This window comes from Bradyrhizobium jicamae (assembly GCF_018130215.1).
Taxonomy (GTDB): Bacteria; Pseudomonadota; Alphaproteobacteria; order Rhizobiales; family Xanthobacteraceae; genus Bradyrhizobium; species Bradyrhizobium jicamae_A.
This window is the reverse complement of sequence record NZ_JAFCKQ010000016.1, coordinates 98,047-118,523: the sequence shown is the minus strand read 5'-3', so window position 1 is coordinate 118,523 and position 20,477 is coordinate 98,047. Positions and strand designations below refer to the sequence as shown.

The 20,477-nt window shown below is 65.5% G+C and carries 22 protein-coding genes; 8 read left to right on the top strand and 14 right to left on the bottom strand.

Annotation, left to right across the window (positions count from 1 at the left end; all coding sequences use genetic code 11):
• Positions 1–129: 129 nt before the first annotated feature.
• The 3 genes from radA to JQ586_RS19270 form a co-directional block, all read right to left on the bottom strand.
• The gene (gene radA, locus JQ586_RS19280; RefSeq protein WP_212396182.1) at positions 130–1,590 is read right to left on the bottom strand and encodes a DNA repair protein RadA; all 1,461 of its coding nucleotides are present in this window, start codon (positions 1,588–1,590) and stop codon (positions 130–132) included.
• A gap of 136 nt (positions 1,591–1,726) precedes the next feature.
• Entirely contained in the window at positions 1,727–3,058 is a 1,332-nt protein-coding gene (locus tag JQ586_RS19275; protein ID WP_212396181.1) for an MFS transporter, read from the bottom strand.
• 239 nt (positions 3,059–3,297) lie between these two features.
• A complete protein-coding gene (locus JQ586_RS19270) occupies positions 3,298–4,005 on the bottom strand; it encodes an HAD family phosphatase (protein WP_212396180.1) in 708 nt (235 codons plus the stop codon).
• A gap of 236 nt (positions 4,006–4,241) precedes the next feature.
• Between JQ586_RS19270 and JQ586_RS19265 the strand changes: the two genes are divergently transcribed.
• Both JQ586_RS19265 and JQ586_RS19260 read left to right on the top strand, forming a co-directional pair.
• Positions 4,242–4,946: a YafY family protein gene (locus JQ586_RS19265; RefSeq protein WP_212396179.1), complete on the top strand. Its 705-nt coding sequence runs from the start codon at positions 4,242–4,244 to the stop codon at positions 4,944–4,946.
• A gap of 84 nt (positions 4,947–5,030) precedes the next feature.
• Positions 5,031–5,399, top strand: a complete 369-nt coding sequence (locus tag JQ586_RS19260; protein ID WP_212396178.1) for a VOC family protein — start codon at positions 5,031–5,033, stop codon at positions 5,397–5,399.
• Positions 5,400–5,420: 21 nt separating this feature from the next.
• On the opposite strand, the gene JQ586_RS19255 is transcribed toward JQ586_RS19260, so the two are convergent.
• The 6 genes from JQ586_RS19255 to JQ586_RS41135 all read right to left on the bottom strand — a co-directional run bounded on the left by JQ586_RS19255 (position 5,421) and on the right by JQ586_RS41135 (position 11,703).
• On the bottom strand, positions 5,421–6,146 hold the full coding sequence (locus JQ586_RS19255) for a sulfite exporter TauE/SafE family protein (protein ID WP_212396177.1): 726 nt from the start codon (positions 6,144–6,146) through the stop codon (positions 5,421–5,423).
• A 4-nt stretch (positions 6,147–6,150) separates the two neighbouring features.
• Positions 6,151–6,957: an outer membrane protein gene (locus tag JQ586_RS19250; RefSeq protein WP_212396176.1), complete on the bottom strand. Its 807-nt coding sequence runs from the start codon at positions 6,955–6,957 to the stop codon at positions 6,151–6,153.
• Between the two features lie 660 nt (positions 6,958–7,617).
• Positions 7,618–8,388, bottom strand: a complete 771-nt coding sequence (locus JQ586_RS19245) for an exodeoxyribonuclease III (protein WP_212396175.1) — start codon at positions 8,386–8,388, stop codon at positions 7,618–7,620.
• 93 nt (positions 8,389–8,481) lie between these two features.
• Complete coding sequence (alr, locus tag JQ586_RS19240) at positions 8,482–9,738, bottom strand: alanine racemase (RefSeq protein ID WP_249147759.1); 1,257 nt, start codon at positions 9,736–9,738, stop codon at positions 8,482–8,484.
• 48 nt (positions 9,739–9,786) lie between these two features.
• Entirely contained in the window at positions 9,787–11,289 is a 1,503-nt protein-coding gene (locus JQ586_RS19235; protein WP_212396174.1) for a replicative DNA helicase, read from the bottom strand.
• A 291-nt stretch (positions 11,290–11,580) separates the two neighbouring features.
• Entirely contained in the window at positions 11,581–11,703 is a 123-nt protein-coding gene (locus JQ586_RS41135) for a hypothetical protein (RefSeq protein WP_283815460.1), read from the bottom strand.
• A 34-nt stretch (positions 11,704–11,737) separates the two neighbouring features.
• On the opposite strand from JQ586_RS41135, the gene JQ586_RS19230 reads away from it, so the two are divergent.
• Positions 11,738–12,058 (top strand): hypothetical protein, encoded by a 321-nt coding sequence (locus tag JQ586_RS19230; protein ID WP_212396173.1) that lies wholly within the window; start codon positions 11,738–11,740, stop codon positions 12,056–12,058.
• A 38-nt stretch (positions 12,059–12,096) separates the two neighbouring features.
• Here JQ586_RS19230 and JQ586_RS19225 read toward each other — a convergent pair whose 3' ends face one another.
• The gene (locus JQ586_RS19225; protein WP_212396172.1) at positions 12,097–13,347 is read right to left on the bottom strand and encodes a cyclopropane-fatty-acyl-phospholipid synthase family protein; all 1,251 of its coding nucleotides are present in this window, start codon (positions 13,345–13,347) and stop codon (positions 12,097–12,099) included.
• A gap of 258 nt (positions 13,348–13,605) precedes the next feature.
• On the opposite strand from JQ586_RS19225, the gene JQ586_RS19220 reads away from it, so the two are divergent.
• The 3 genes from JQ586_RS19220 to JQ586_RS19210 all read left to right on the top strand — a co-directional run bounded on the left by JQ586_RS19220 (position 13,606) and on the right by JQ586_RS19210 (position 15,822).
• A complete protein-coding gene (locus tag JQ586_RS19220) occupies positions 13,606–14,673 on the top strand; it encodes a hypothetical protein (RefSeq protein ID WP_212396171.1) in 1,068 nt (355 codons plus the stop codon).
• Between the two features lie 82 nt (positions 14,674–14,755).
• The gene (locus JQ586_RS19215) at positions 14,756–15,361 is read left to right on the top strand and encodes a TetR/AcrR family transcriptional regulator (protein WP_212396170.1); all 606 of its coding nucleotides are present in this window, start codon (positions 14,756–14,758) and stop codon (positions 15,359–15,361) included.
• Complete coding sequence (locus tag JQ586_RS19210; RefSeq protein ID WP_212396169.1) at positions 15,358–15,822, top strand: PaaI family thioesterase; 465 nt, start codon at positions 15,358–15,360, stop codon at positions 15,820–15,822. Before JQ586_RS19215 ends, JQ586_RS19210 begins: the two co-directional genes overlap by 4 nt.
• Positions 15,823–15,860: 38 nt before the next feature.
• On the opposite strand, the gene rplI is transcribed toward JQ586_RS19210, so the two are convergent.
• The 4 genes from rplI to rpsF all read right to left on the bottom strand — a co-directional run bounded on the left by rplI (position 15,861) and on the right by rpsF (position 18,326).
• Positions 15,861–16,460 (bottom strand): 50S ribosomal protein L9, encoded by a 600-nt coding sequence (gene rplI / locus JQ586_RS19205; protein WP_212396168.1) that lies wholly within the window; start codon positions 16,458–16,460, stop codon positions 15,861–15,863.
• 51 nt (positions 16,461–16,511) lie between these two features.
• The gene (locus JQ586_RS19200; protein ID WP_212396167.1) at positions 16,512–17,480 is read right to left on the bottom strand and encodes a DUF2232 domain-containing protein; all 969 of its coding nucleotides are present in this window, start codon (positions 17,478–17,480) and stop codon (positions 16,512–16,514) included.
• A 126-nt stretch (positions 17,481–17,606) separates the two neighbouring features.
• Positions 17,607–17,846, bottom strand: a complete 240-nt coding sequence (gene rpsR, locus JQ586_RS19195; protein WP_044536455.1) for a 30S ribosomal protein S18 — start codon at positions 17,844–17,846, stop codon at positions 17,607–17,609.
• Positions 17,847–17,852: 6 nt separating this feature from the next.
• The gene (rpsF, locus tag JQ586_RS19190) at positions 17,853–18,326 is read right to left on the bottom strand and encodes a 30S ribosomal protein S6 (RefSeq protein ID WP_212396166.1); all 474 of its coding nucleotides are present in this window, start codon (positions 18,324–18,326) and stop codon (positions 17,853–17,855) included.
• Positions 18,327–18,698: 372 nt separating this feature from the next.
• Between rpsF and JQ586_RS19185 the strand changes: the two genes are divergently transcribed.
• Together JQ586_RS19185 and JQ586_RS19180 are read left to right on the top strand one after the other, a co-directional pair.
• The gene (locus tag JQ586_RS19185; RefSeq protein WP_409411000.1) at positions 18,699–19,391 is read left to right on the top strand and encodes a TetR/AcrR family transcriptional regulator C-terminal domain-containing protein; all 693 of its coding nucleotides are present in this window, start codon (positions 18,699–18,701) and stop codon (positions 19,389–19,391) included.
• Positions 19,388–20,413, top strand: coding sequence for a fatty acid desaturase family protein (locus JQ586_RS19180; RefSeq protein WP_212396164.1), 1,026 nt, complete (start codon positions 19,388–19,390; stop codon positions 20,411–20,413). Before JQ586_RS19185 ends, JQ586_RS19180 begins: the two co-directional genes overlap by 4 nt.
• Positions 20,414–20,477: the final 64 nt, after the last annotated feature.

Sequence of the window (20,477 nt, the reverse complement as noted above, 5' to 3'; positions counted from 1 at the left end):
AGCTTTCGCGAATCGGCAAACTCGGTGCCGTCCTAGCTGAGGCGCATCGGGTGTATCCGGCAAGGCCGGATCGCATCCTGTCCCGCGCGGCGGATGTATAGCGGCGGGGGGCCGGCACGTCACGCCGCTTTAGCCGTTCTCGCGACGGAATCGGGCCGGTGTGGCATTTTTCTCAATCTTGTCATCATCCGGAGGCGCCGCCCGGCCACCCCGAGGCGTTCCGCGTGCCGCGATTTCAGCCACCAGCGTTGTCAGGTTGCCGACGCTGTTGAGGGAGAGCGCCGCGTCGCCTCCGGCGTCACCGCGGGCCGATTCGGGCAGGATGGCGCGGCCGAAGCCGAGCTTCAGGGCCTCCTTCAGCCGGGCCGGGGTCTGCGCCACCGGGCGGATCGCGCCGGACAGCGAGATCTCGCCGAAATAGACCGCATCCGTCGGCAGCGGCGCGTTCACCAGCGAGGACACCAGCGCCGCCGCCGCCGCGAGGTCCGCCGCCGGTTCCTGGATGCGCAGGCCGCCGGCGACGTTCAGGTAGACGTCGTGGCCGGACAGTTTCACCCCGCAATGGGCCTCCAGCACCGCCAGTACCATCGACAACCGGCTCGGGTCCCAGCCGACCACGGCGCGGCGGGGGGTGCCGAGCGAGGTCGGCGCCACCAGGGCCTGCAACTCGACCAGCACCGGGCGGGTGCCCTCGATCCCGGCAAACACGGCGGTGCCGGGGCTGCCGAGGTCGCGTTCAGAAAGGAACAATTCGGAGGGATTGGTGACCTCGCGCAGCCCGAGGCCGGTCATCTCGAACACGCCGATCTCGTCGGTCGCCCCGAACCGGTTCTTGACCGAGCGCAGGATGCGGAACTGCTGCGAGCCTTCTCCCTCGAATGACAGCACCGCGTCGACCATGTGCTCGACCACGCGGGGACCGGCGATCTGGCCGTCTTTCGTCACATGGCCGACCAGGATGATCGCCGCGCCTGTCTTCTTGGCGAACCGGATCAGCGCCTGGGCGGAGGCACGGACCTGGGTCACCGTACCAGGCGCAGATTCCACGGTGTCGGTCCACATGGTCTGGATCGAATCGATCACGATCAGGCGAGGGACCGCGCCCTCCGACAGCGTCGAGACGATGTCCTCGACCGAGGTCTCGGACGCCAGCTGCACCGGCGCGTCCGCGAGCCCGAGCCGCTCGGCGCGCAGCCGCACCTGCGCGACCGCCTCTTCGCCCGAGATGTAGACCGCGCGATGCCCGGACCGCGCCATCATGCTGGTGGCCTGCGTCAGCAACGTCGACTTGCCGATGCCGGGATCGCCGCCGACCAGCAGCACCGAGCCGCGCACGAAGCCGCCCCCCGTGACGCGGTCGAGCTCGCCCATGCCGGAGGAGAGGCGGGGAGCGTCCTGGGTCTTGCCGCTGAGGCTTTCGAGCGCGAACGTCCGCCCCTTGCGCTTGCTGCGGATCGAGACCGGCACCGAACCTGTCGTGTCCTCCTCGGCCAGCGTGTTCCACTCGCCGCAGGCATCGCACTTGCCCTGCCAGCGATTATACGCCGCGCCGCAATTCTGGCAGACGAAGGAGAGGGTCGATTTGGCCATGGGTGATGAGGGATTGGTTCAGCGGTGGGTTCGAATCCGCATCTTCCCCATAGCACGGAACGGCGCAATCGGGCGCCTCGATCGACGGCCTGGCTTGCAGGCCATCGATCGATGCGGGCGGCCGCCGGGCATCAGGTCACGGCCTGTCGTGCTCCTCGGAGATATCCTTGTTGGTGTAGTCCGGCATCATGGCCGTCGCGACGATGCTGACGATGGCGCAGAACAGGATGTAGACCGCGATCATGTATCCCGATCCGGTCGCCGCCAGCAGCGCGGTCGCGATCAACGGCGCCGGCCCGCCCGATATCACCGAGGAGAGCTGGTAGCCGATCGAACAGCCGCTGTAGCGCAGCCGCGGGGTGAAGCATTCCGCGATCAGCGCCGCCTGCGGACCATACATCAGGTCGTGCGGTATGAACGAGACCACGATGGCGATGAAGACCAGCACCGGCGCCGCGGTGTTCAGCATGCCGAAATACACGAAGCCGAACAGTCCCGTCAGTACCGAGCCGATCAGGTACATGCGCTTGCGCCCGATGCGATCCGACAGGTATCCGGCGAACGGCACCGTGAACAGCGAGACGATGCCGGCGCAGATCAGGCAGACCAGCAGGAAGTCGCGATCCTGGTGGATGACCTGCGTGCCGTAGGCAAACACGAAGGCCAGATAGATGTACGCCGGAGCCTGCTCGGCCATCCGCGCCAGTGCCGAGAGGATGATGGATCGCGGCTGGCGCTTGATCACCTCGAGCACGGGAACGCGCGAGACTCGGTTCTCGGCCACGATCCGCCGGAAGGTCGGCGTCTCCATGATGCCGAGCCGGATGTAGAGGCCGATCGCGATCATGACGATGCTGATCAGGAATGGAATGCGCCAGCCCCAGACCAGGAACTGGTCGCCGGAAATGCGGCTGAACACCAGCACTGCGATGTTGGCCAGCAGCAGGCCTGCGGGCGCGCCGAATTGCGGCCAGGAGGCGATGAAGCCGCGATGCTTGTTGGTCCTCGCCCATTCCATCGAGAGCAGCACCGAGCCGCCCCATTCGCCGCCGACGCCGACGCCCTGAATGAAGCGGATCACGGTCAGGATCACCGCGCCCCAGATGCCGATCTGGTCGTAGGTGGGGACGAGGCCGACCGCCGCTGTGGCGAGCCCGGTCAGCAGCAATGTGGCGATCAGCGCGGCCTTGCGGCCGATGCGGTCGCCATAATGGCCGAAGATCGCAGCGCCGATCGGCCGCGCGATGAATCCGACCGTGTAGATCGCGAATGCCTCCAGCACGCCGACCAGAGGATCGGACTTCGGAAAGAACAGCTTGCCGAAGACGAGGCCGGTAACGGTGCTGTAGAGCAGGAAGTCGTACCATTCGATTGTCGTGCCCACCGTGCTGGCGATCATGGCGCGGCGCAACTGCGCTTGATGGTCGGCCTCCGGCAGTGGGGTGGCGGTAATGTCGAGTGTTGTCATCGTGCATCTCCTTGGTCGGCGTGATCGGGCCTTCTGGAATGCGTTGCGTCCCCCATCCACTGCGGTGGATGGAGGGATCGATGCCCAGTTTTTGTTTGGTTGGGGCTGTGCCGCAGTGCGCGGGTCAGAGGGCCCATGCCGGCCTTGAGGGGCAGGGGGTGCTCGATCGCGAGCGGCGCCAACCGAGCGCCATCGCGGGAGCACGACATCCCCAATGACACGGTCTTGCGATGAGAAGTCTAGCTCTTCTGCCGGTTAGGTAAAATTCGACCTTTGTCTTTCCACCCGAAGAATTGCTCGGCCAATTGTTCGGCCTCGCGCCATGACCGCGCCAGATGCGAAGCACCGGCTTCCCGCAGCGCGGCATCGTGGCCGTCGCGGATGTGGCTCGCCGCGCAGAGGCCGATCGACGTCATTCCCGCGGCGACGGCGGCCTTGATGCCGCCTGCGCTGTCCTCGATGACGAGGCATTCGGCCGGCGCTGCACCGAGCCTGCCGGCCGCCAGCAGGAACAGGTCGGGATGCGGCTTGCCGCGCGCGACCATGTCGGCGCTGAACACGCGGCCCTCGAACTCGGCTTCAAGTCCGAGCACCGCAAGGCACAGATGCAGGCGATCGATCGAACTCGATGAGGCGATGCATCGTGGAATGTCGGAAAAGCGCCGGATAAAGGCCGCGGCGCCGCCGACCTCGGTCAGACCGGTGCGAAACCTGTCCAGCGTGGCCTGCTTCAGTCCGTTGGAAAAATCCGCCGGCAACGGCCGTCCTGTGGCCGCTTCGATCGCGGTCAGCACGTCATCCCAGCGCTTGCCCGAATAGCGCGTGAGCGCCTGGTCGAGCGTGGTCGGGTGACCGAGACGGGTGATCGTCTCCGCGAGCACGGTGTTCGCGATCGCCTCGCTGTCGGCGATCACGCCGTCGAAATCGAAAATCAGTGCGCCCACCATCAGCCCCTCGAATCCCGCGCGGGACCATAGCGGGTCGGGCATCAAAACGGATTGACCGGCGCGACGCCGCGCGGACACTTTCTGTTGCGCTGTGTGTCAATTCCGAAAGCCGCCCACGGCGAAAATCCGCATCCGCCTTGCGGCATCACCCGAGGCTGACACGTCGCCCGACGAATGGACGGATGCTGCCAGGAATTGGCAGCAGGGCGTGCTAGCGTGCCAAACGGGAGTTCGGCATGTCGCGCGCTCAACGTCTTCTCGACCTGATCCAGATATTGCGCCGTCACCGGAATCCGGTCGCGGGCACCACGATGGCCGATGAACTGGCCATCTCGCTTCGCACGCTTTATCGCGACATCGAGACCTTGAAGGCCCAGGGCGCTCATATCGATGGCGAGCCGGGGGTCGGCTACATCCTGCGGCCCGGTTTCATGCTGCCGCCGCTGATGTTCTCGGAAGACGAGATCGAGGCCCTGGTGCTCGGCGGCCGCTGGGTCGCCGCGCAACCCGATGAACTGCTCGGCAAGGCGGCGCGCAATGCGCTGTCCAAGATCGCGGCCGTGCTGCCTGACGACCTTCAGCGCAGCCTGGAAACGTCGAGCCTGCTCGTCGCTCCGCAGCCTCCGGCCGCCGGCGACACCGAGTTGCCGACGATCCGCGAGGCGATCCGCGCCGAGCGCAAGCTGCGCATCACCTATAGCGACGAAAAGGACAACCGCAGCAGCCGGACCATCTGGCCGATCGCGCTGGGATTTTTCGAACGTGTTCGCATGGTTGCCGCGTGGTGTGAAACGCGGCGCGACTACCGGCATTTCCGCACGGACCGGATTCGCTCGCTGAAGATGACCGACAGCCGCTATCCGCGACGCCGGTTCGAGATGCTTCGCGAATGGCGAGCGCGTGATCGTGCCCGGCAGCGGAAGCCTCCGGAATCATGCTGACAGAAATTGGCAGGGTGTCCCTGTAAGGGATTTGGCCATGGGCGCGCCGGACAGCTCGTCCTCAAGCCAAACAAGGAGACTGCCGTGACCAATTTCAATCTCGTGGTGCTCTACGTCAAAGATTCCAATGCCAGTGCGGCGTTCTACCAAACGCTCCTGGACCGGCCGATTGTCCAATCGTCGCCCAAATTCTCGATGCTGCCGCTTGACGGGGGAGCCATGCTCGGGCTCTGGCAGCGGGAGGAGGTCGAACCTCGCGTCAGTCACGACCCCGGCGGCAGCGAGATTGCGTTTACCGTCGCCGACCCTGACGCGGTGCGCGCAACCCACGAGACGTGGCAAGCGCGCGGCGCGGCCATCGCGCAGGCGCCGACCGCGCTGCCGTTCGGACACACATTCGTCGCGCTTGATCCGGACGGCCACCGCTTGCGGGTCCTCGCGCCGCCGGCATAGCGTTCGCGAAGCCGAGCGTCGCTAGGAGGTCGTCGCCGACCACAATAGCGACGCTCCGGCCGCCAGCATGATGCCGTCCATCAGCAGGCGAAACGCGTCGGGTTTCAGATGCAGTACGAAGCGCTTCGCGATGAAGGCGCCGGCCATCAGCGAGGTGCCGGCGATCAGGCCCTTGAGCGCGACGTCCGCCGTCAGTGCGCCGAACCGCTCGAAGGTCACGGACTTGCTCAGATAGAGCCCGAGCGAGCTTGCCGCCTCGGTTGCGAGGAAGGCGCCCCTGGACAGGCCGTAGAACAGGAACAGCGGCACGCTGAGCGGGCCGGTCGAGACCACGATGCCGGTGAGATAGCCGATGACGGCGCCGCCGATCGCAAGGTGCGCAAGATTGGCCTTCAGCGCGTGCCGCGCCAGCCAGTGCCGCACCGGCACCATCGCGATCAGGAACAGGCCGATCGCGACATCGACGGCGCGCGAGGGCAGGGCAAGCAGCGTCCGTGCGCCGAGCGCGGCGGCCGGAACGCCTGTGATGGAATAGGCCGCGCAGGCGCGCCAGTCGACCTCGCGCCACCAGGCGAGGATGCGCGAGAGATTGGCCATGACCGAGGCGACCGCCATGATCGGCACGGCCTGCTTCGGTCCGAACTGTGCGATCAGAACCGGCATCAGCATGATCGACGAGCCGGTGCCGACGATCCCGGAAATGGTGCCTGCGATCAGGCCGACGATGAGGACGAAGAGAAGGCCCAAGGGCTCAATACTTCGCGACGACCGGCCCGCCGAACCGGTAGTCGAGACGCACGGTCACCAGGTCGATGTCCTGATGGATCCGCGCGTCATGGTTGAGCTGGGCGATGAAGGCGGGATCGTAGGTCATGTGAACACTGCTGTTGCCCATGAACAGGTGGTCGTATTCGAGCGCGACGGACCAGTTTTGCGTGAAGGCAAATTCACCGCCGATGCCGACGGCCGCGCCCCAGCGCGTCTCGCCGCCAGTATCCGAGACGAAGCCGGTCGGGAGCGGTCCCTGTGGTGCAGTGAGGAAGCTGTCGTACGTGTCGTGCACCACGGCTGCGCCACCCTTCAGATAGAGCAGGAAGCTGCTCCAGGCATAGCCGACCTGGCCGGTGAACAGGCCGATCGCATCGGTCTTCGTGCGGTTGGCAAAGCCGGTGAAGAACGGAGCGAGCTGCGAAGCGTTGGAGCCGATGAGATCGGCCCAGTTGCCCTGTGCCTCCAGGCCAAACACCCAGCTCGCCTGCTGCCAGCGATAGCCGATCTGGCCGCCCGCGGTGCCGCCGCTCGCGGTGTGGCAACCCTCCGGGCCGGAGATGTTGAAGGGCGGGCCGAGTGCGGGAATGTTGATCGGGAACGGCAGGGCATCCCAGCAGGTCCGGCTCCAGCCGCCACCGCCGTTGACGCCGACATAGAAGCCGCTCCAATCGTAGGCTGCGGCCACGACCGGCGGCGCCTTGGCATAGGGGCGGGCGGCGAGGTCGGCCGCGGACGCGCTCGCAATGCCCAGTACGAGCGCGGACGCGGCGACGAAAACTGTCTTCATGAGCGGCCCCGATGCACCAAATCAAAATCAGCGCGAGCCTAGTCGATTTGCTCGACCGCTAGCTGTGCCCGGCCGGCCACACCCGCGGCTATTCGCGGCGCGCGCGTGCGAGCCATGCAACCTTGTCCTTCCGGGCAAATCAGCCGAAAATCCGTCAAGCCCCCGCGGAAAATTTATTTCTGTTTTCACGAACAAAAAAATGATGTATGAATTCGTCAACTCACCCGCTTGAGGGGCGCTTCGCGATCGTCACGAGTGTTGCGGTGAGATGCGGTGGACGCCGATGTCGCGATTGACGGTCGCGGCAGATGGCGGACGACGAAATCGTGCAGGCCTGACGCCCTGGTGGCAGGTGTCTCCCGCGAGATGCGAAAGCATCTTTGCGATGGACGGTGACAAAACAGCCCAGTCTCGCCGGGGCGAGCACGTATAAGCCGTAACCCATCGCGCAGGGAAAGCCGGGTTGTTCCCGGTTACACCTGTGGTCCTACCCCCGTGCTTTCTACATTGCACGGGGCCCATGGGTGCGATCGGCACCCGGCTTTCCCTGCGCCCTCTTCGAAGAGAGGGCGGAACGAAATGCAAAGCTCGGGCAAATCATGTCGCGAGAATGCGGGCGTACGATTCACAATCGTGCAACGAGCGTGGCAATTCAATCCATCACCTCAGCATCACCCACGCCGGCGCGTGGTCGCTGGCGTCGTCCTCGCCGCGGATCTCGCGGTCGACTCCGGCTTTCTTCAGCCGCGGCGCCAGTACAGGGCTGAGCAGGAGATGATCGAGGCGCAGGCCGGCGTCGCGTGGCCAGCGGTTGCGCTTGTAGTGCCAGAAGGTGAACATCGGTGCGTCGGCGTGAAGCGTGCGGATCGCATCGCACCAGCCCTGATCGACCAGCGCCTTGAACGCGGCGCGGCTCTTCGGCTGGATCAGCGCATCCTTGTCCCAGGAGCGGGTCGGGTAGATGTCGAGCGGCGTCGGCGCCACATTGTAGTCGCCCGCGAGCACCACCGGCACGCCCTCGCTGAGCAGGCTCCTCGCATGCGCCTGCAGCCGCTTGAACCAGGCGAGCTTGTAGTCGAATTTCGGCCCGGGCTGCGGATTGCCGTTCGGCAGGTAAAGGCTGGTGACGACGATGCCGCGCACCGCTGCCTCGATGTAGCGCGCCTCGTGGTCATTGCGGTCGCCGGGCAGGGAGTTGCGGATCAGCACCGGCTCGGCACCGCGCGCGAGGATCGCGACCCCGTTCCAGGTCTTCTGTCCCTGCCACACCGCGCCGTATCCGGCGGTTTCGATGGCCGCATACGGAAATTCAGCGTCGCCGGCCTTGAGCTCCTGCAGGCTAACGACATCAGGCTTCGCCGCCTTCAGCCAGCGCAACAGGTTCGGCAGCCGCCGATTCACGTTGTTGATGTTGAAGGTCGCGATCTTCATGCCAGGGCGTTTTCGAGCGAAGTGGACGCCGGTTCGCGTGAAGAAAACGCGTCAAAAGAAGAATCCTACAGGCGATCGCAACCCTGCATCCGGTCAGCTCGGCGCCGGGGCTTGCGCAGCAGTCGACAGGGGTGGTGGCTCGACCGGCAGCGCCGGAGGTGCTGCTTCGGTCTTCTCTGCAACCGCATTGCCGCCCTTGTAGATCCGGTGGAATCGGCGGCCGAGGCTGGTCAGCACCTCGTAGCCGATCGTGCCGAAATGATGCGCGACCTCGTCGACCGTGATACCTTCGCCGATCAGCGTCACCATGTGGCCGCGCCGAACGGCATTCTTTTCGAGATCGGTGATGTCGACCGCGATCAGGTCCATCGAGACGCGACCCGCGATCGGGCAGCGCTTGCCCGCAACCACGACCTCGGCGCCGCGGGTGCCGTCATTGGCGCTGGCGGCGCGGAAATAGCCGTCGGCATAGCCGGCTGCGACAATGGCGAGCCGGGTCGGCCGCCGCGCGGTCCAGGTGCCGCCATAACCGACGGTCTCGCCGCGATCGATGCTGCGGATCTGCACGATGCGCGCCTTGAGGTCGACCACCTGCTGCATCGGATTGTCGGCCTCCGGCGTCGGGTTGACGCCGTAGAGCGCGCAGCCCGGCCGCACGATCTCGAACTGGAACTGGGCGCCGAGGAACACGCCGGAGGAATTCGCCAGCGAGGCCGGCACGCCGGTGAACAGGCTCGCGATCTCGCGGAATGCCGACAGCTGCCTGGCATTGGCGGGATTGTTGAGCAGTTCGGCTGCGGCGAGGTGGCTCATGACCAGTGTGATGCCGTGATCGCCGGCATTGATGCGTGGGATGATGCCCTGCGCTTCGGTCACGGTCAGGCCGAGCCGGTTCATGCCGGTGTCGATATGGATGGCCGCGCCGCCGGACCAGCCGGAGCGGCGGCAGAACACGTCCCATTCGGCGAGCTCGTTGAGGTCGCCGATCACAGGCTTGCAGTCGATCCTGGCGTAGGCATCGCCGGTGTTCTGGAAGAAGCCGCCGAGCGAATAGACGGTGGCCCGGGGCGCGGCCGCGCGGATCACGGCGGCCTCCTCGATATTGGCGACGAAGAAGGTGTTGCAGCCGGCATTGGCGAGCGCCCGCGTGACCTGTTCGGCGCCGCAGCCATAGCCGTTGGCCTTGACCACCGCACCACATTCGGCAGGCACCGCGGTCTTTTCGAGCTTGCGCCAGTTGGCGACGATGGCGTCGAGATCCACGGTCAGGATCCCGGTGGCGGTCGGATGCGCCGCCATCGGGCTGGCTTCGGGCGTCAGTTGCGATTTGGCGTCGGTCACGATGTTCATGCGCCAGTTGTACGCGCGGGCCTTGCGGCGTTCAACCGCGCGGGACCATTAGTATCCGCGATCCGGAACCTGACCGTCGGGCGCGAGATCGCCGAACCGGGTGACGCTCGCTTCGAAGTGCAGGTCGACGGTGCCGGTCGGGCCGTGACGCTGCTTGCCGATGATGACTTCGGCCTTGCCGTGGGCGAGGTCCATGTCCATCTGCCACTTCTCGTATTCGGGTGTGCCCGCACGCGGCTCCTTGTTCGCGAGGTAGTATTCCTCGCGATAGACGAAGATCACGACGTCGGCGTCCTGCTCGATCGAGCCGGATTCACGCAGGTCCGAAAGCTGCGGCCGCTTGTCGTCGCGGTTCTCGACCTGACGCGAGAGCTGCGACAAGGCGATGATCGGAACATTCAGCTCCTTTGCCAGCGCCTTCAGATTTGTGGTGATCTCGGTGATTTCCTGGACGCGATTGTCGTTGCCGCGCTTGCCCGAGCCCTGCAACAGCTGGATGTAGTCGATCACGATCAGATCGAGGCCCTTCTGCCGCTTGAGGCGGCGGGCGCGGGCGGTGAGCTGCGAGATCGAGAGGCCGCCGGTTTCGTCGACATAGAACGGCAGCGACTGCAATTCGATGGAGCAGTCGCGGATCTTCTCGAAATCCAGCTCGGAGATGCCGCCGCGGCGGATCGAGCTCGAGGGGATGCCGGTGCGTTCGGCCAGAATACGGGTGGCGAGCTGCTCGCCGCTCATTTCGCAGGAGAAGAAGCCGACCGAGCCGCCATTGATCGCCTTGGTGGTGCCATCCGCCTGGACCTCGGGCACATAGGCCTTGGCGATGTTGTAGGCGATGTTGGTGGCCAGCGACGTCTTGCCCATGCCGGGACGGCCGGCAAGGATGATGAGGTCGGAGGGCTGCAAGCCGCCCATCTTGGCGTCGAGGTCGCGAAGGCCGGTCGAGATGCCGGACAGTTTGCCGTCGCGCTGGAACGCCTTCGCCGCCATGTCCACGGCGATGGTGAGCGCCTGCGAGAAGCGCTGGAAGCCGCCGTCATAGCGACCGGTCTCGGCCAGCGAGTAGAGCTGCCGCTCGGCGTCCTCGATCTGGGCGCGCGGTGCAAAGTCGACTGGAGCTTCGTAAGCGACGTTGACGATGTCCTCGCCGATCTGGATCAGGTTGCGGCGCAGGCTGAGGTCGTAGACGGTCCGGCCGTAGTCCTGGGCGTTGATGATCGTGGTCGCTTCGGCCGCGAGCCGCGCGAGGTATTGGCTGACCGTCATGCCGCCGATGTCGGTGTCACCAGGCAGGAAGGTCTTCAGCGTCACCGGGGTCGCGACCTTTCCCATCCGGATCAGCGAACCGGCAGTCTCGTAGATGGTCTGGTGCAGCGGCTCGAAGAAGTGTTTCGGCTCCAGGAAGTCCGACACCCGGTAGAAGGCGTCGTTGTTGACCAGGATCGCGCCCAGAAGGCCCTGTTCCGCCTCAATGTTGTGCGGCGCACTCCGGTAGGCCGGCGTTCCGGCGTCGGGGGCGAGCTTGTGGACGTTCGAATCAATCAGGGCCATGGACGAGTTTATTCTTCTGATTTCGTCGTTACTGGGAATTTCGGTCGTGGGGCGGCGATCAAGCGCCAGCCGGGCACGAAGCGAAAGGACGGATGTGCCTTATGCACGATTCACACAACGCGGTGTGTGAATCCGGGACGCACGGCGGCATTCAGCTTGACGGGGTTTTGTCCGAATCCGGCTGGGGCGCGGCTGGCACGTGATGTTGAGGGCAAAACCGCAACTCGGCCTGAACCTTTTCGCGCGCCGATGGACTCATCTGGAGACGAGGGGGCGGTTCGCGCCGCGTCCTCAGACCAGGATGAGAAACGCAAGTGCGATCAATGCGGCGGCGACGCCGGCTGCGATCAGGGCGTAATCGGTCGCGATATCGCGCTGCGGATCCAACATCGTCTGGTACGGTTTTGGGGCCATTCCGAACCATTACGACGGACCGGGCCAGCCCTCTGTGAAGCAGATCACAACAGCTGCATTTTTTTTGCGGCAGGATCGCGGGAACCACCCGGCCGATTTTGGGTTGTCCTCGCTCAGGCAAGATACGGCGACGATGGCAGCAGAGTTTCAGACATCGCGATATCGGATCGGCCGCCCGGCGCGACTGGACCCGCGCTGGCTATCGAGGCTGGTCGACGCCATGGAACTGGCCGCGCGCGCGGACGTTCGCCACACCCCCTGCGATCCCGGGCTGGTCGCGGACGTCTCGGCGCATCTGGCTCGGCCGGCGACGGTCTTGGGCAACTGCGGCTCGCCCTACAGCTTGCGGAACTAGGATTTCGGGCTTCCCAAAACTTACCGTTCCGAGGCGATCTACTCGCCGGCAAGTCGCAGCCGCGGCGGAACGTTCTGCTCCTTGCGGCGCAGCAGTGCCTCGCCACGCGTAAGGTAGTCGCGGGTCATCGGCACGATGCCCTGGCGCTTGGTGAGCTGGAGCTGGAAGTTCATCATGTTCTGGACCCGGAACGACATCTCCGAGGCTGCCAGGTAGAATTCCCACATCCGGGCAAAACGCTCGTCATAGAGCCGGACGACTTCCTCGCGCCGCGCCATGAAGCGGTCGCGCCATGCCTTCAGCGTCTCGGCATAGTGCAGCCGCAGGATTTCCATGTCGCAGATCAGAAGGCCGGCCTTTTCGATCGCAGGCATCACTTCCGAGAGCGCCGGAATGTAGCCGCCGGGGAAGATGTATTTCCGGATCCAGGGGCTGGTGACGTCGGGTCCGGTCGAGCGGCCGATCGAATGCAGAACCATGATCCCGTCGTCGGTCAGCAGCTCGGCGCAGCGCTTGAAGAACTTCTCGTAGAAGGCCACTCCGACATGTTCGAACATGCCGACCGAGACGATGCGGTCGAACGGGCCGGGGATGTCGCGGTAGTCCTGCAGCAGGAACCGCGCCGTCTGCGTCAAACTCTGCTCCGCCGCACGGGCGTTGGAAATCTGCAATTGCTCGGTCGAGAGCGTAACCCCGGTGACGTCGGCGCCGGTCATCTCGGCGAGATAGAGGCCGAGTCCGCCCCAGCCGGAGCCGATGTCGAGCACGCGGTCGCGCGGTCCGGCCATCAGCTTGGCGGCAAGGTGACGCTTCTTGGCGAGCTGGGCGTCGTCCAGGTTGGATTCGGGGGTCTCGAAGTAGGCGCAGCTGTACTGCTTGTCGGCGTCGAGAAAGAGCGAGTAGAGCCTGCCGTCGAGATCATAGTGATGGGCGACATTGGTCTTCGACTTGCCGCGCAGATTGATTTGTTGAGCGCGCCGTCCGAGGAACCGGAGCCAGGCCTGCAGCTTGGCGAAGTTCGGCAGCATCCTGGCCTGGCCCATCAGGATCGCCAGCACATCCGCAATGGTCCCTTGCTCCACGACGAACGTGCCGTCCATGAAGGCTTCGCCGAAATAGAGCTCGGGATCGAGCAGGGTGCGGATTTCGGCGGACTTGGAGAGGAAACGCGCAGCCACGGGAGAACCGCTGCCGTCGCCACAGATGAATCTGGTTCCGCTCGCGGTCGTGAACGTGATTGCACCGCGGCGAATGAACTGCCCAAAGAAGTGTCGCAAGAGTCGATCCATCGAAACACCAACGGAACGGCAAGCTGCTTGTGCCTAAACACACTGGAATTCTTTGTTCCAACGTGTCCCCGCTGCAAAGATAGGCACGCCTTTGGATTGTGCTATTGCGTTGTGGTCAAAGCCGATATTCCGAAATGTGACAATAGCGTGGATGCGCCATAGATGCGCTTCCATTCGCAGGATAATCCGATAAAAGGTGACCGCCGCGGCCGGTCGACCATGCGGGCCGCCATTTTTCCAAATCCGGAGACGTAAGGAATGTCCAGCCGAGCGCTCAGTCTGGCGACGGTGATGCTTCTGATTGGCTGCCTCTCGGCAGGATCAGCGCACGCGCAAAACCTCGAGGCCGGCAAGAGCCCCTCACAGATATTCGCCGGCACTTGCACGGCTTGCCACAAGAGCCCGCGCGGCCTCCTGAAGAGCGTGCCGGCCTCGTCGCTGCCGGGCTTCCTGCGCCAGCACTACACGACGTCGGGCGAGATGGCGTCGGTGCTGTCGGCCTATCTGGTCTCGAATGGCGCCAGCGATACGCGCTACCAGGCCAAGGATCAGCCGAAAGGGGCGAGGGAGGGCAAGGATGGTCGGCGCGAGGCGAAGCAGTCGCCTGAGCAGGCCGACCATCCGGAGCAGGCCGAGCGCACCGGCCGCCGCCATCGCGAGGGCGCGCTCCCGCAGGAGGGGGCTAGGCCGGACGCCGATGGATTGCCGCAGGGCGAGGAAGGGCATCGCGGCCGCCGGAGCAGGCACATGGCGCGTCCCAGCGAAGCGCCCGATGTCGCAAAGCCGGATGGCCAGACGCCGGAAGCGGCCGGTGAGCAGCCCAAGCCCGGTCGCCGCCACAAGCTCGGCCGGCATGGCAAGCCCGTCGAGGAGCACAAGCCCGACGAAGCTGCAAAGGGCGAGACCTCGAAAGACGAGCCCAAGGCGGAGAGCGCAAAGACCGATGCCGGCGCCAAAAGCGAGAGCAAGAGCGAGGACAAGGGCGAAGCCGAGAAGCCGGTGAGCGACAAGTCGGCTCCCGAAAAATCTGCTCCGGACAAGCCTGCTTCCGACAAGTCCGACAGCGCCAAGGTGGATGCGCCGAAGGAGGGCGCCGGCAGCGAGTCCGCTCCGCTGCGAGCCGACCCCGTTCCAGCGGTGACACCGGCATCTCCAGCCGCAACCGTGACCCCTGCGGCTTCGCCCGCACCTGCCGCATCGTCCGCAGCCGCCGCACCTGAGCCGGCTGCCTCCGCTTCGCCGGCGCCGGTGACTTCCACCGCGCCGCTGCCTCCACCGCCTTCCGGTGCCCCGGCCGGGACGCCGGAGCCGCCGCTCTCCAAGTAGTCGCCCAGTCCGAGGTCGCGTAAACGTTTGACCAGAACTAGAGTAATACTCTAGAGTAACGATCCAAGAGAGGAAAAACCAGGTGACCACGGCGCGCGAGGATCTGTTGGCGGCAGGGCTTATGGTGTTCGATCGCGACGGCTTCGAAGGCGCAACCGTTGCCGCGATCCGGACTCGGGCGCGCGCCTCCAACGGCAGCTTCTTCCATTTCTTCGCCTCGAAGAAAGAGCTCGCCGGAACCCTTTTCCTTGAAATCCTCCAATCCTATCACGCCGCGATCATCACCTCGGTCGACGCGACCTGCGGCGCGAGCGACGGCGTGGCGCGGCTGATCCGCGCCCACCTGGATTGGGTGGTGACAAGCCGCCGCGAGGCACGATTCCTGTTCGAGATTTCGCGCGCCGAATGGGGCGAGGAGGTGCGCGGCGCCCAGCGCGCCGAGAACTCGCGCTTGGCGGAGGCGATCGGGCACTGGCGCGCGCCGCTGCTCGCGCGCGGCGAATTGTTGCCGATGAACACGGCGCTGTTCCTCAGCCAGATCATCGGACCGGCCCAGATCTTCTGCCGCGCTTACCTGTCGGGCCGCGAAAGCCGCGATCCGCGCGAGCAGGTCGAGACGCTTATTGGCTGCGCAATCCGCGCGGTCGTGGCGAAAGGTGCGTCGCCGGGAGCAGGAGGGACGTCATGAGCGAACAGACCGATCCGGATTTCGCACCGATCGCAATGCGAATCCGCGCCAATGTCGGACGGCAGGGATTCATGGGCCATGTCGGCGCGGAATTGGCCGAGCTGTCGCGCGGCACCTGCACGCTTGCGGTCGACCGCCGGCCCGAGCTGTTGCAGCAGCACGGCCTGTTTCATGGCGGGGTGACGGCGTTCCTGGTCGACAACGCGACGACGATCGCTGCAGCGACGTCGCGCGGTCAGCCGGTCCTGACGGCGGAGTACAAGCTGAACCTGCTGTCACCGGCGTCAGGCGACCGGCTGATCTGCCGCGCGCGGGTGATCAAGCCGGGACGTCAGGTCGCGGTGGTCGCGGCCGATGTGTTCTGCGTGATCGACGGCAGGGAAAAGCATACCGCGACCGCGCTCGCCTCGATCGCGATGCTCGATGAAGAGGCCGCGGCACGAATCCAAAGCCCGGCCTGAGGGGCCGGGCTTCAGTCGATGGAGCAATCGAGACGCGCTTACTTCTCTTCGGCGGCCGGAGCCGGCTCGGCATCGTCGTGCTGGGCTTCCGGATCGAAGAACTCGCCGGCGGCGGCCAGCGCCTCCGCGGCGGCGTCCTGGTCTTCCTGGCGGGTCGAGATGTCCTCGCCGCGCTTGATGCGATCGGCTTCCTCGGCGGAGCGGGCGACAGTCACGTTGACGCTGGTCTCGACTTCCGGGTGGACGGCGATCGTCACCTTCTGCTGGCCGATCACCTTGATCGGCGAGTCCAGCCAGACCTGCGGACGCGAGACCGTGATGCCGTCGGCGGCGAGCGCCATGACGATGTCGCGCACCGAGACCGAGCCGAACAGCTGGCCGGATTCGGAGGCCTGGCGGATGATGACGATGTCGCGGCCGTCGATCTTCTCGGCGACCTTGCCGGCTTCACCCTTGGCCTTGATGTTGTTGGCCTCGAGCTCGGCCTTCATGCCGTCATACTTGGCGCGGTTCGCTTCGGTGGCGCGCAGCGCCTTGCCGCGCTTCAGCAAGAAGTTGCGGGCGAACCCGTCCTTGACGCGCACGACCTCGCCCATCTGGCCAAGCTTGGCGACGCGCTCCAGCAGAATGACTTCCATTTTCGTTCTCCTTTAGATGCTAAGTATCGGTTTGAGTGGTTGGATCGGATATCAAGATGCAGGCAACGGCGGCGGCCTCGAGCGCAAATAGCGCTGCCGCAGTCCGAACAGCGCGTCGGCGATGCCGAGCGCAATCAGCGCGGCCAGCGGCCAGGCGAACACGACGACGATGGCGTAGGTGCAGAACAGCCAGAAGCCGCGGCTGTTGAGCGACAGCGTCACCGTATGCAGCACGGCGAAGCCGATGATCGCGAAGGCGATCATCAGTGCCGTCGAGACGACCTGCGCCAGGATCGCGAGGAGGCCGCCGACGAAGCTGAGGCCGAGTGCCACCAGCAGCGCGACCAGCGTCATCGGCGGCAGCGCGGTCGCGCGCAGATCCGGCCACGGCCGGTTCAGCCGCCCGGAGGTCTGCGTGACCTTGCCGGCAAGCCACAGGTTCAGCGTCAGCGTGACCATCGCGACCATCGACCCCGCGATCGGCGCCATCGCCACCATCACGTCGACGAACCGCTCGATATCTCCGCCAGTCTGCCCGTCGGCCGCGGCGCTGATGATCCTGAGCAGGCCGCGCCGCATCGCCACGTGGATGGTCTCCGCATCCGAGCCAAGCGTCAGCAGTGCAGCTGTCGTGGTGATGAGGGCGAAAGCCGCGATCCAGAGCACGATGCGGCCGACCGGATACCATTCGAACTGCGGCGGAGCGGATTCCGCGCCGTCGGTGGCCGATTCGATCGGCCGGCCGAGCAAAGCGAGATGGCCAAGCCACCAACCGGGCAGGGCGACGATCACGGCAAAGGCGATGCAGTAGGGAAGTCCAAAGATCGCGCCGAGACCTGCGGCCGCCGCGATGCCGCCGATGGCGGCAGCAAGCGGCCCCCAGCCGAGCGCGGTCACCATCAGCGGCAGCGGCGCGAGGTAGAACAGCAGCAACGAGATCAGTTCGCCCGAAATGACCGAGGCGAACATCAGCCCCGACGCTGCGCCGGCGGCAATGGCAACGATGAAGATCGCGATCATCAGCTGTCCCGCTCCTTTCGAGCGGTTAGAGGCACTCCGTCGAGAACCCCAACCATCGGCGACCGGACGACCCGGAAGCCTTATGAGAATAACGGGCCGGCGGCACGGGCCGCCGGCCGAAGGCGATTACCTGATAACGTAGGGCAGGAGGCCGAGGAAACGCGAGCGCTTGATGGCGCGGGCGAGTTCACGCTGCTTCTTGGCGGAGACGGCGGTGATGCGGCTCGGCACGATCTTGCCGCGCTCGGAGACGTAACGCATCAGCAGCTTGGAATCCTTGTAGTCGATCTTCGGCGCATTCGCGCCCGTGAACGGGCAGGACTTGCGGCGACGGAAAAACGGACGGCGGGCACCAGCTTCAGCCATGATTCTTTACTCCTCGGTCGCTGCGTCTTCTTCGCGCGGACGGCGCGGGCCACGGTCGCCACGGAAACCACCGCCATCGCGATCACGATCACCACGGAAACCGCCCTCCCTGTCGCCGCGGAAGCCGCCGCCGCGATCGTCGCGCTCGCGGTCACGGTCGGCCTTGCGCATCATCGCGGACGGGCCTTCCTCGTGCTCTTCGACGCGTACGGTGAGATAGCGGATGACGTCTTCGCTGATCCGCTCCTGGCGCTCGATCTCGGTGACGACAGCCGACGGAGCGTCGATGTTCATCAGCACGAAATGTGCCTTGCGGTTCTTGTTCATGCGGTAGGTGAGGGAGCGCACGCCCCAATTCTCGGTCTTGGTGACCTTGCCGCCGCCCTGTTCGACGATACCGGTCATCTGGGCGGTCAGTTCTTCGACCTGCTGGCTGCTCGCGTCCTGACGCGCGAGAAAAACATGCTCGTAAAGAGCCATGGCTGTCCTTTCCTAGTGTTGGCGCGGTTCCCGGCGACAAGCCCTTCGAGACCTTCGGAAAGGACTCGATGCTGCTCAGAAGGCGGAAGCACGGGACGACGGGCCGACTGGCCCTGCCACATCAAAATCAACGAGGTGAATTTGCTGAGACCGTCCGTTCAGCTCCCGGCCGGGGCCCACGGATGCGCGCTTTATAAGGATTTTGGCCGCAATGGCAAGCGCTCACAACCCCGAACCGGGCCGCCGATTGTAGGGCGGGGGCGGTCGAGGGGCTCCCCAAGGCAAACCTCCTGGCAATTTTGTGTTGATTTCTTTGTTTGTATGGCATACAAATACGCAAGAAGGATCATGATGGGTTCGGAGACCGCCGGCATGCCCGCACCAGACCCGAAGCACGCAGTCCGCGCGACGCGCTCGGCAGGTCGCAAGATGCGCTCCCAGTTGCTCGATGGCGCCAGCCGACTGTTCAAGGAGCGCGGGCTGTCCGGGACCTCGATCTCCGACATCGCCGCCGCGGCGGACGCCTTTCCCAGTCAGATCACCTATTACTTCCGCACCAAGGAGGCGCTGTTCGTCGAGGCTGCCTGCCGCGACATGCTCTATCTGGCTCGCGCCACCGAGCGGGCCGCTCTCAACGCCCTCACGCCGCGCGATTACACGCATGCGCTGGCCGAGACCGTGACTGCGACGGACACGGTCGCCTTCTTCGCCGAAGCCCTGACCCTGACGCGGCGCCGCCAGGATCTCGCACCATTGGTCGAACGCACCATCGAGCGCCTGCACAGTGAAGGCGCGCGCGCCTATGCGGGACAGGTCGAACGGCACGGCTGGCGAACGCTGCGTGCGCCGGAGGAGAGCTCGCGGCGATTCTGGGCGGTCGCGATCGGCGTCATCGTCGAAGGTTTTGCGATGGGCCGGGCGGCGGAGGAGATGTGCGGCGAGCTGCTGCGCGCCCTCGGCGAGCAGGCAACCGCGACCTCGGGCAATGATGGCATGCGCCTGCGCCTTGTTGGCAACCGCAATCGCGACACTTCAGCCTCATCGGATGAGGAGACCAGCTCATGACCGCGCTCCGCATGCGTGCCCGCGATTTCCTGACCGAGGATGAACTGGTTGCGGTCCGCCAGCGCAAGACATGGAAGGGCGTCGCCCTGATCGCGCATGCCTGGGCGTTGATAGCAGGCGCGGTCGCGCTGGTCGCATGGTGGCCCAATCCGCTGACCTATCTGCTTGCGGTCGCGATCATCGGCTCGCGCCAGCTCGGGCTTGCGATCCTGATGCATGACGGCGCGCATGGCTGCCTCTCGGCGGACGAGAAGACCAACCTGGCGCTGAGCCAGTGGTTCTGCGCCTATCCGATCTTCGCCGAGACGCGCGGCTATCGCCGCTATCACCTGCAGCACCACGCGCGAACGCAGCAGGAGGATGACCCCGACCTCGTGCTGTCGGCGCCGTTTCCGATCACGAAGATGAGCTATCGCCGCAAATTCTTCCGCGATATCACGGGCCAGACCGGCTACCAGCAGCGCAAGGCGCAGCTGCTCAACGCGTTCGGCCCGAGCGAATGGCCGCTGTCGCGGCGCGCCGCGAACTTCTGGGAGAAGCTCGGCCCGCAATGCGTGACCAACGCGGTGCTGTTCGCAGGCCTGGCCGCTGCCGGCGTGTGGTGGGCCTATCCGCTGTTGTGGCTGGTGCCGCTGTTCACCTGGATGATGGTGATCACGCGCATCCGCAACATCGCCGAGCACGCGGTGGTCCCCGACAGCGCCGATCCCTTGCGCAACACCCGCACCACGCACGCCAACGTCCTCGAACGGCTGTTCGTCGCGCCTTACTACGTGAACTACCATCTCGAGCATCACCTGCTGTTCTACGTGCCCTGCTACAACCTGCCGCGCGTCCACCGCATTCTGGGCCGGAGCCGCTATGCCGAGCGGATGGAGGTGCAGCCGGGCTATGCCGCCGTGCTGCGGCTGGCGACCGCGAGGCCCGACCACGAGGATCGTCCGGGGCAGCTGGTCAACAGCGCGCGCCGGGCGCGGGCCGGCGGCAGGGTTAACGCCGACCAGAATGCCGGCGGGTTCTAGCCCGAATCCCTCTCCGGCATCCCCACCTGCATCCCCAGGGTTCCGCCGGCGCGGCTTGACATGG

Coding starts and splice junctions, on each gene's coding strand:
- JQ586_RS19220 (WP_212396171.1), top strand. CDS start 13,606: ATGTCCAGCCGAGCGCTCAGTCTGGCGACGGTGATGCTTCTGATTGGC.
- JQ586_RS41135 (WP_283815460.1), bottom strand. CDS start 11,703: ATGGCCCCAAAACCGTACCAGACGATGTTGGATCCGCAGCGCGATATC.
- rpsF (WP_212396166.1), bottom strand. CDS start 18,326: ATGGCTCTTTACGAGCATGTTTTTCTCGCGCGTCAGGACGCGAGCAGC.
- JQ586_RS19275 (WP_212396181.1), bottom strand. CDS start 3,058: ATGACAACACTCGACATTACCGCCACCCCACTGCCGGAGGCCGACCAT.
- JQ586_RS19225 (WP_212396172.1), bottom strand. CDS start 13,347: ATGGATCGACTCTTGCGACACTTCTTTGGGCAGTTCATTCGCCGCGGT.
- radA (WP_212396182.1), bottom strand. CDS start 1,590: ATGGCCAAATCGACCCTCTCCTTCGTCTGCCAGAATTGCGGCGCGGCG.
- JQ586_RS19235 (WP_212396174.1), bottom strand. CDS start 11,289: ATGGCCCTGATTGATTCGAACGTCCACAAGCTCGCCCCCGACGCCGGA.
- JQ586_RS19265 (WP_212396179.1), top strand. CDS start 4,242: ATGTCGCGCGCTCAACGTCTTCTCGACCTGATCCAGATATTGCGCCGT.
- JQ586_RS19245 (WP_212396175.1), bottom strand. CDS start 8,388: ATGAAGATCGCGACCTTCAACATCAACAACGTGAATCGGCGGCTGCCG.
- JQ586_RS19185 (WP_409411000.1), top strand. CDS start 18,699: ATGCCCGCACCAGACCCGAAGCACGCAGTCCGCGCGACGCGCTCGGCA.
- rpsR (WP_044536455.1), bottom strand. CDS start 17,846: ATGGCTGAAGCTGGTGCCCGCCGTCCGTTTTTCCGTCGCCGCAAGTCC.
- JQ586_RS19180 (WP_212396164.1), top strand. CDS start 19,388: ATGACCGCGCTCCGCATGCGTGCCCGCGATTTCCTGACCGAGGATGAA.
- rplI (WP_212396168.1), bottom strand. CDS start 16,460: ATGGAAGTCATTCTGCTGGAGCGCGTCGCCAAGCTTGGCCAGATGGGC.
- JQ586_RS19250 (WP_212396176.1), bottom strand. CDS start 6,957: ATGAAGACAGTTTTCGTCGCCGCGTCCGCGCTCGTACTGGGCATTGCG.
- JQ586_RS19200 (WP_212396167.1), bottom strand. CDS start 17,480: ATGATCGCGATCTTCATCGTTGCCATTGCCGCCGGCGCAGCGTCGGGG.
- JQ586_RS19270 (WP_212396180.1), bottom strand. CDS start 4,005: ATGGTGGGCGCACTGATTTTCGATTTCGACGGCGTGATCGCCGACAGC.
- alr (WP_249147759.1), bottom strand. CDS start 9,738: ATGAACATCGTGACCGACGCCAAATCGCAACTGACGCCCGAAGCCAGC.
- JQ586_RS19210 (WP_212396169.1), top strand. CDS start 15,358: ATGAGCGAACAGACCGATCCGGATTTCGCACCGATCGCAATGCGAATC.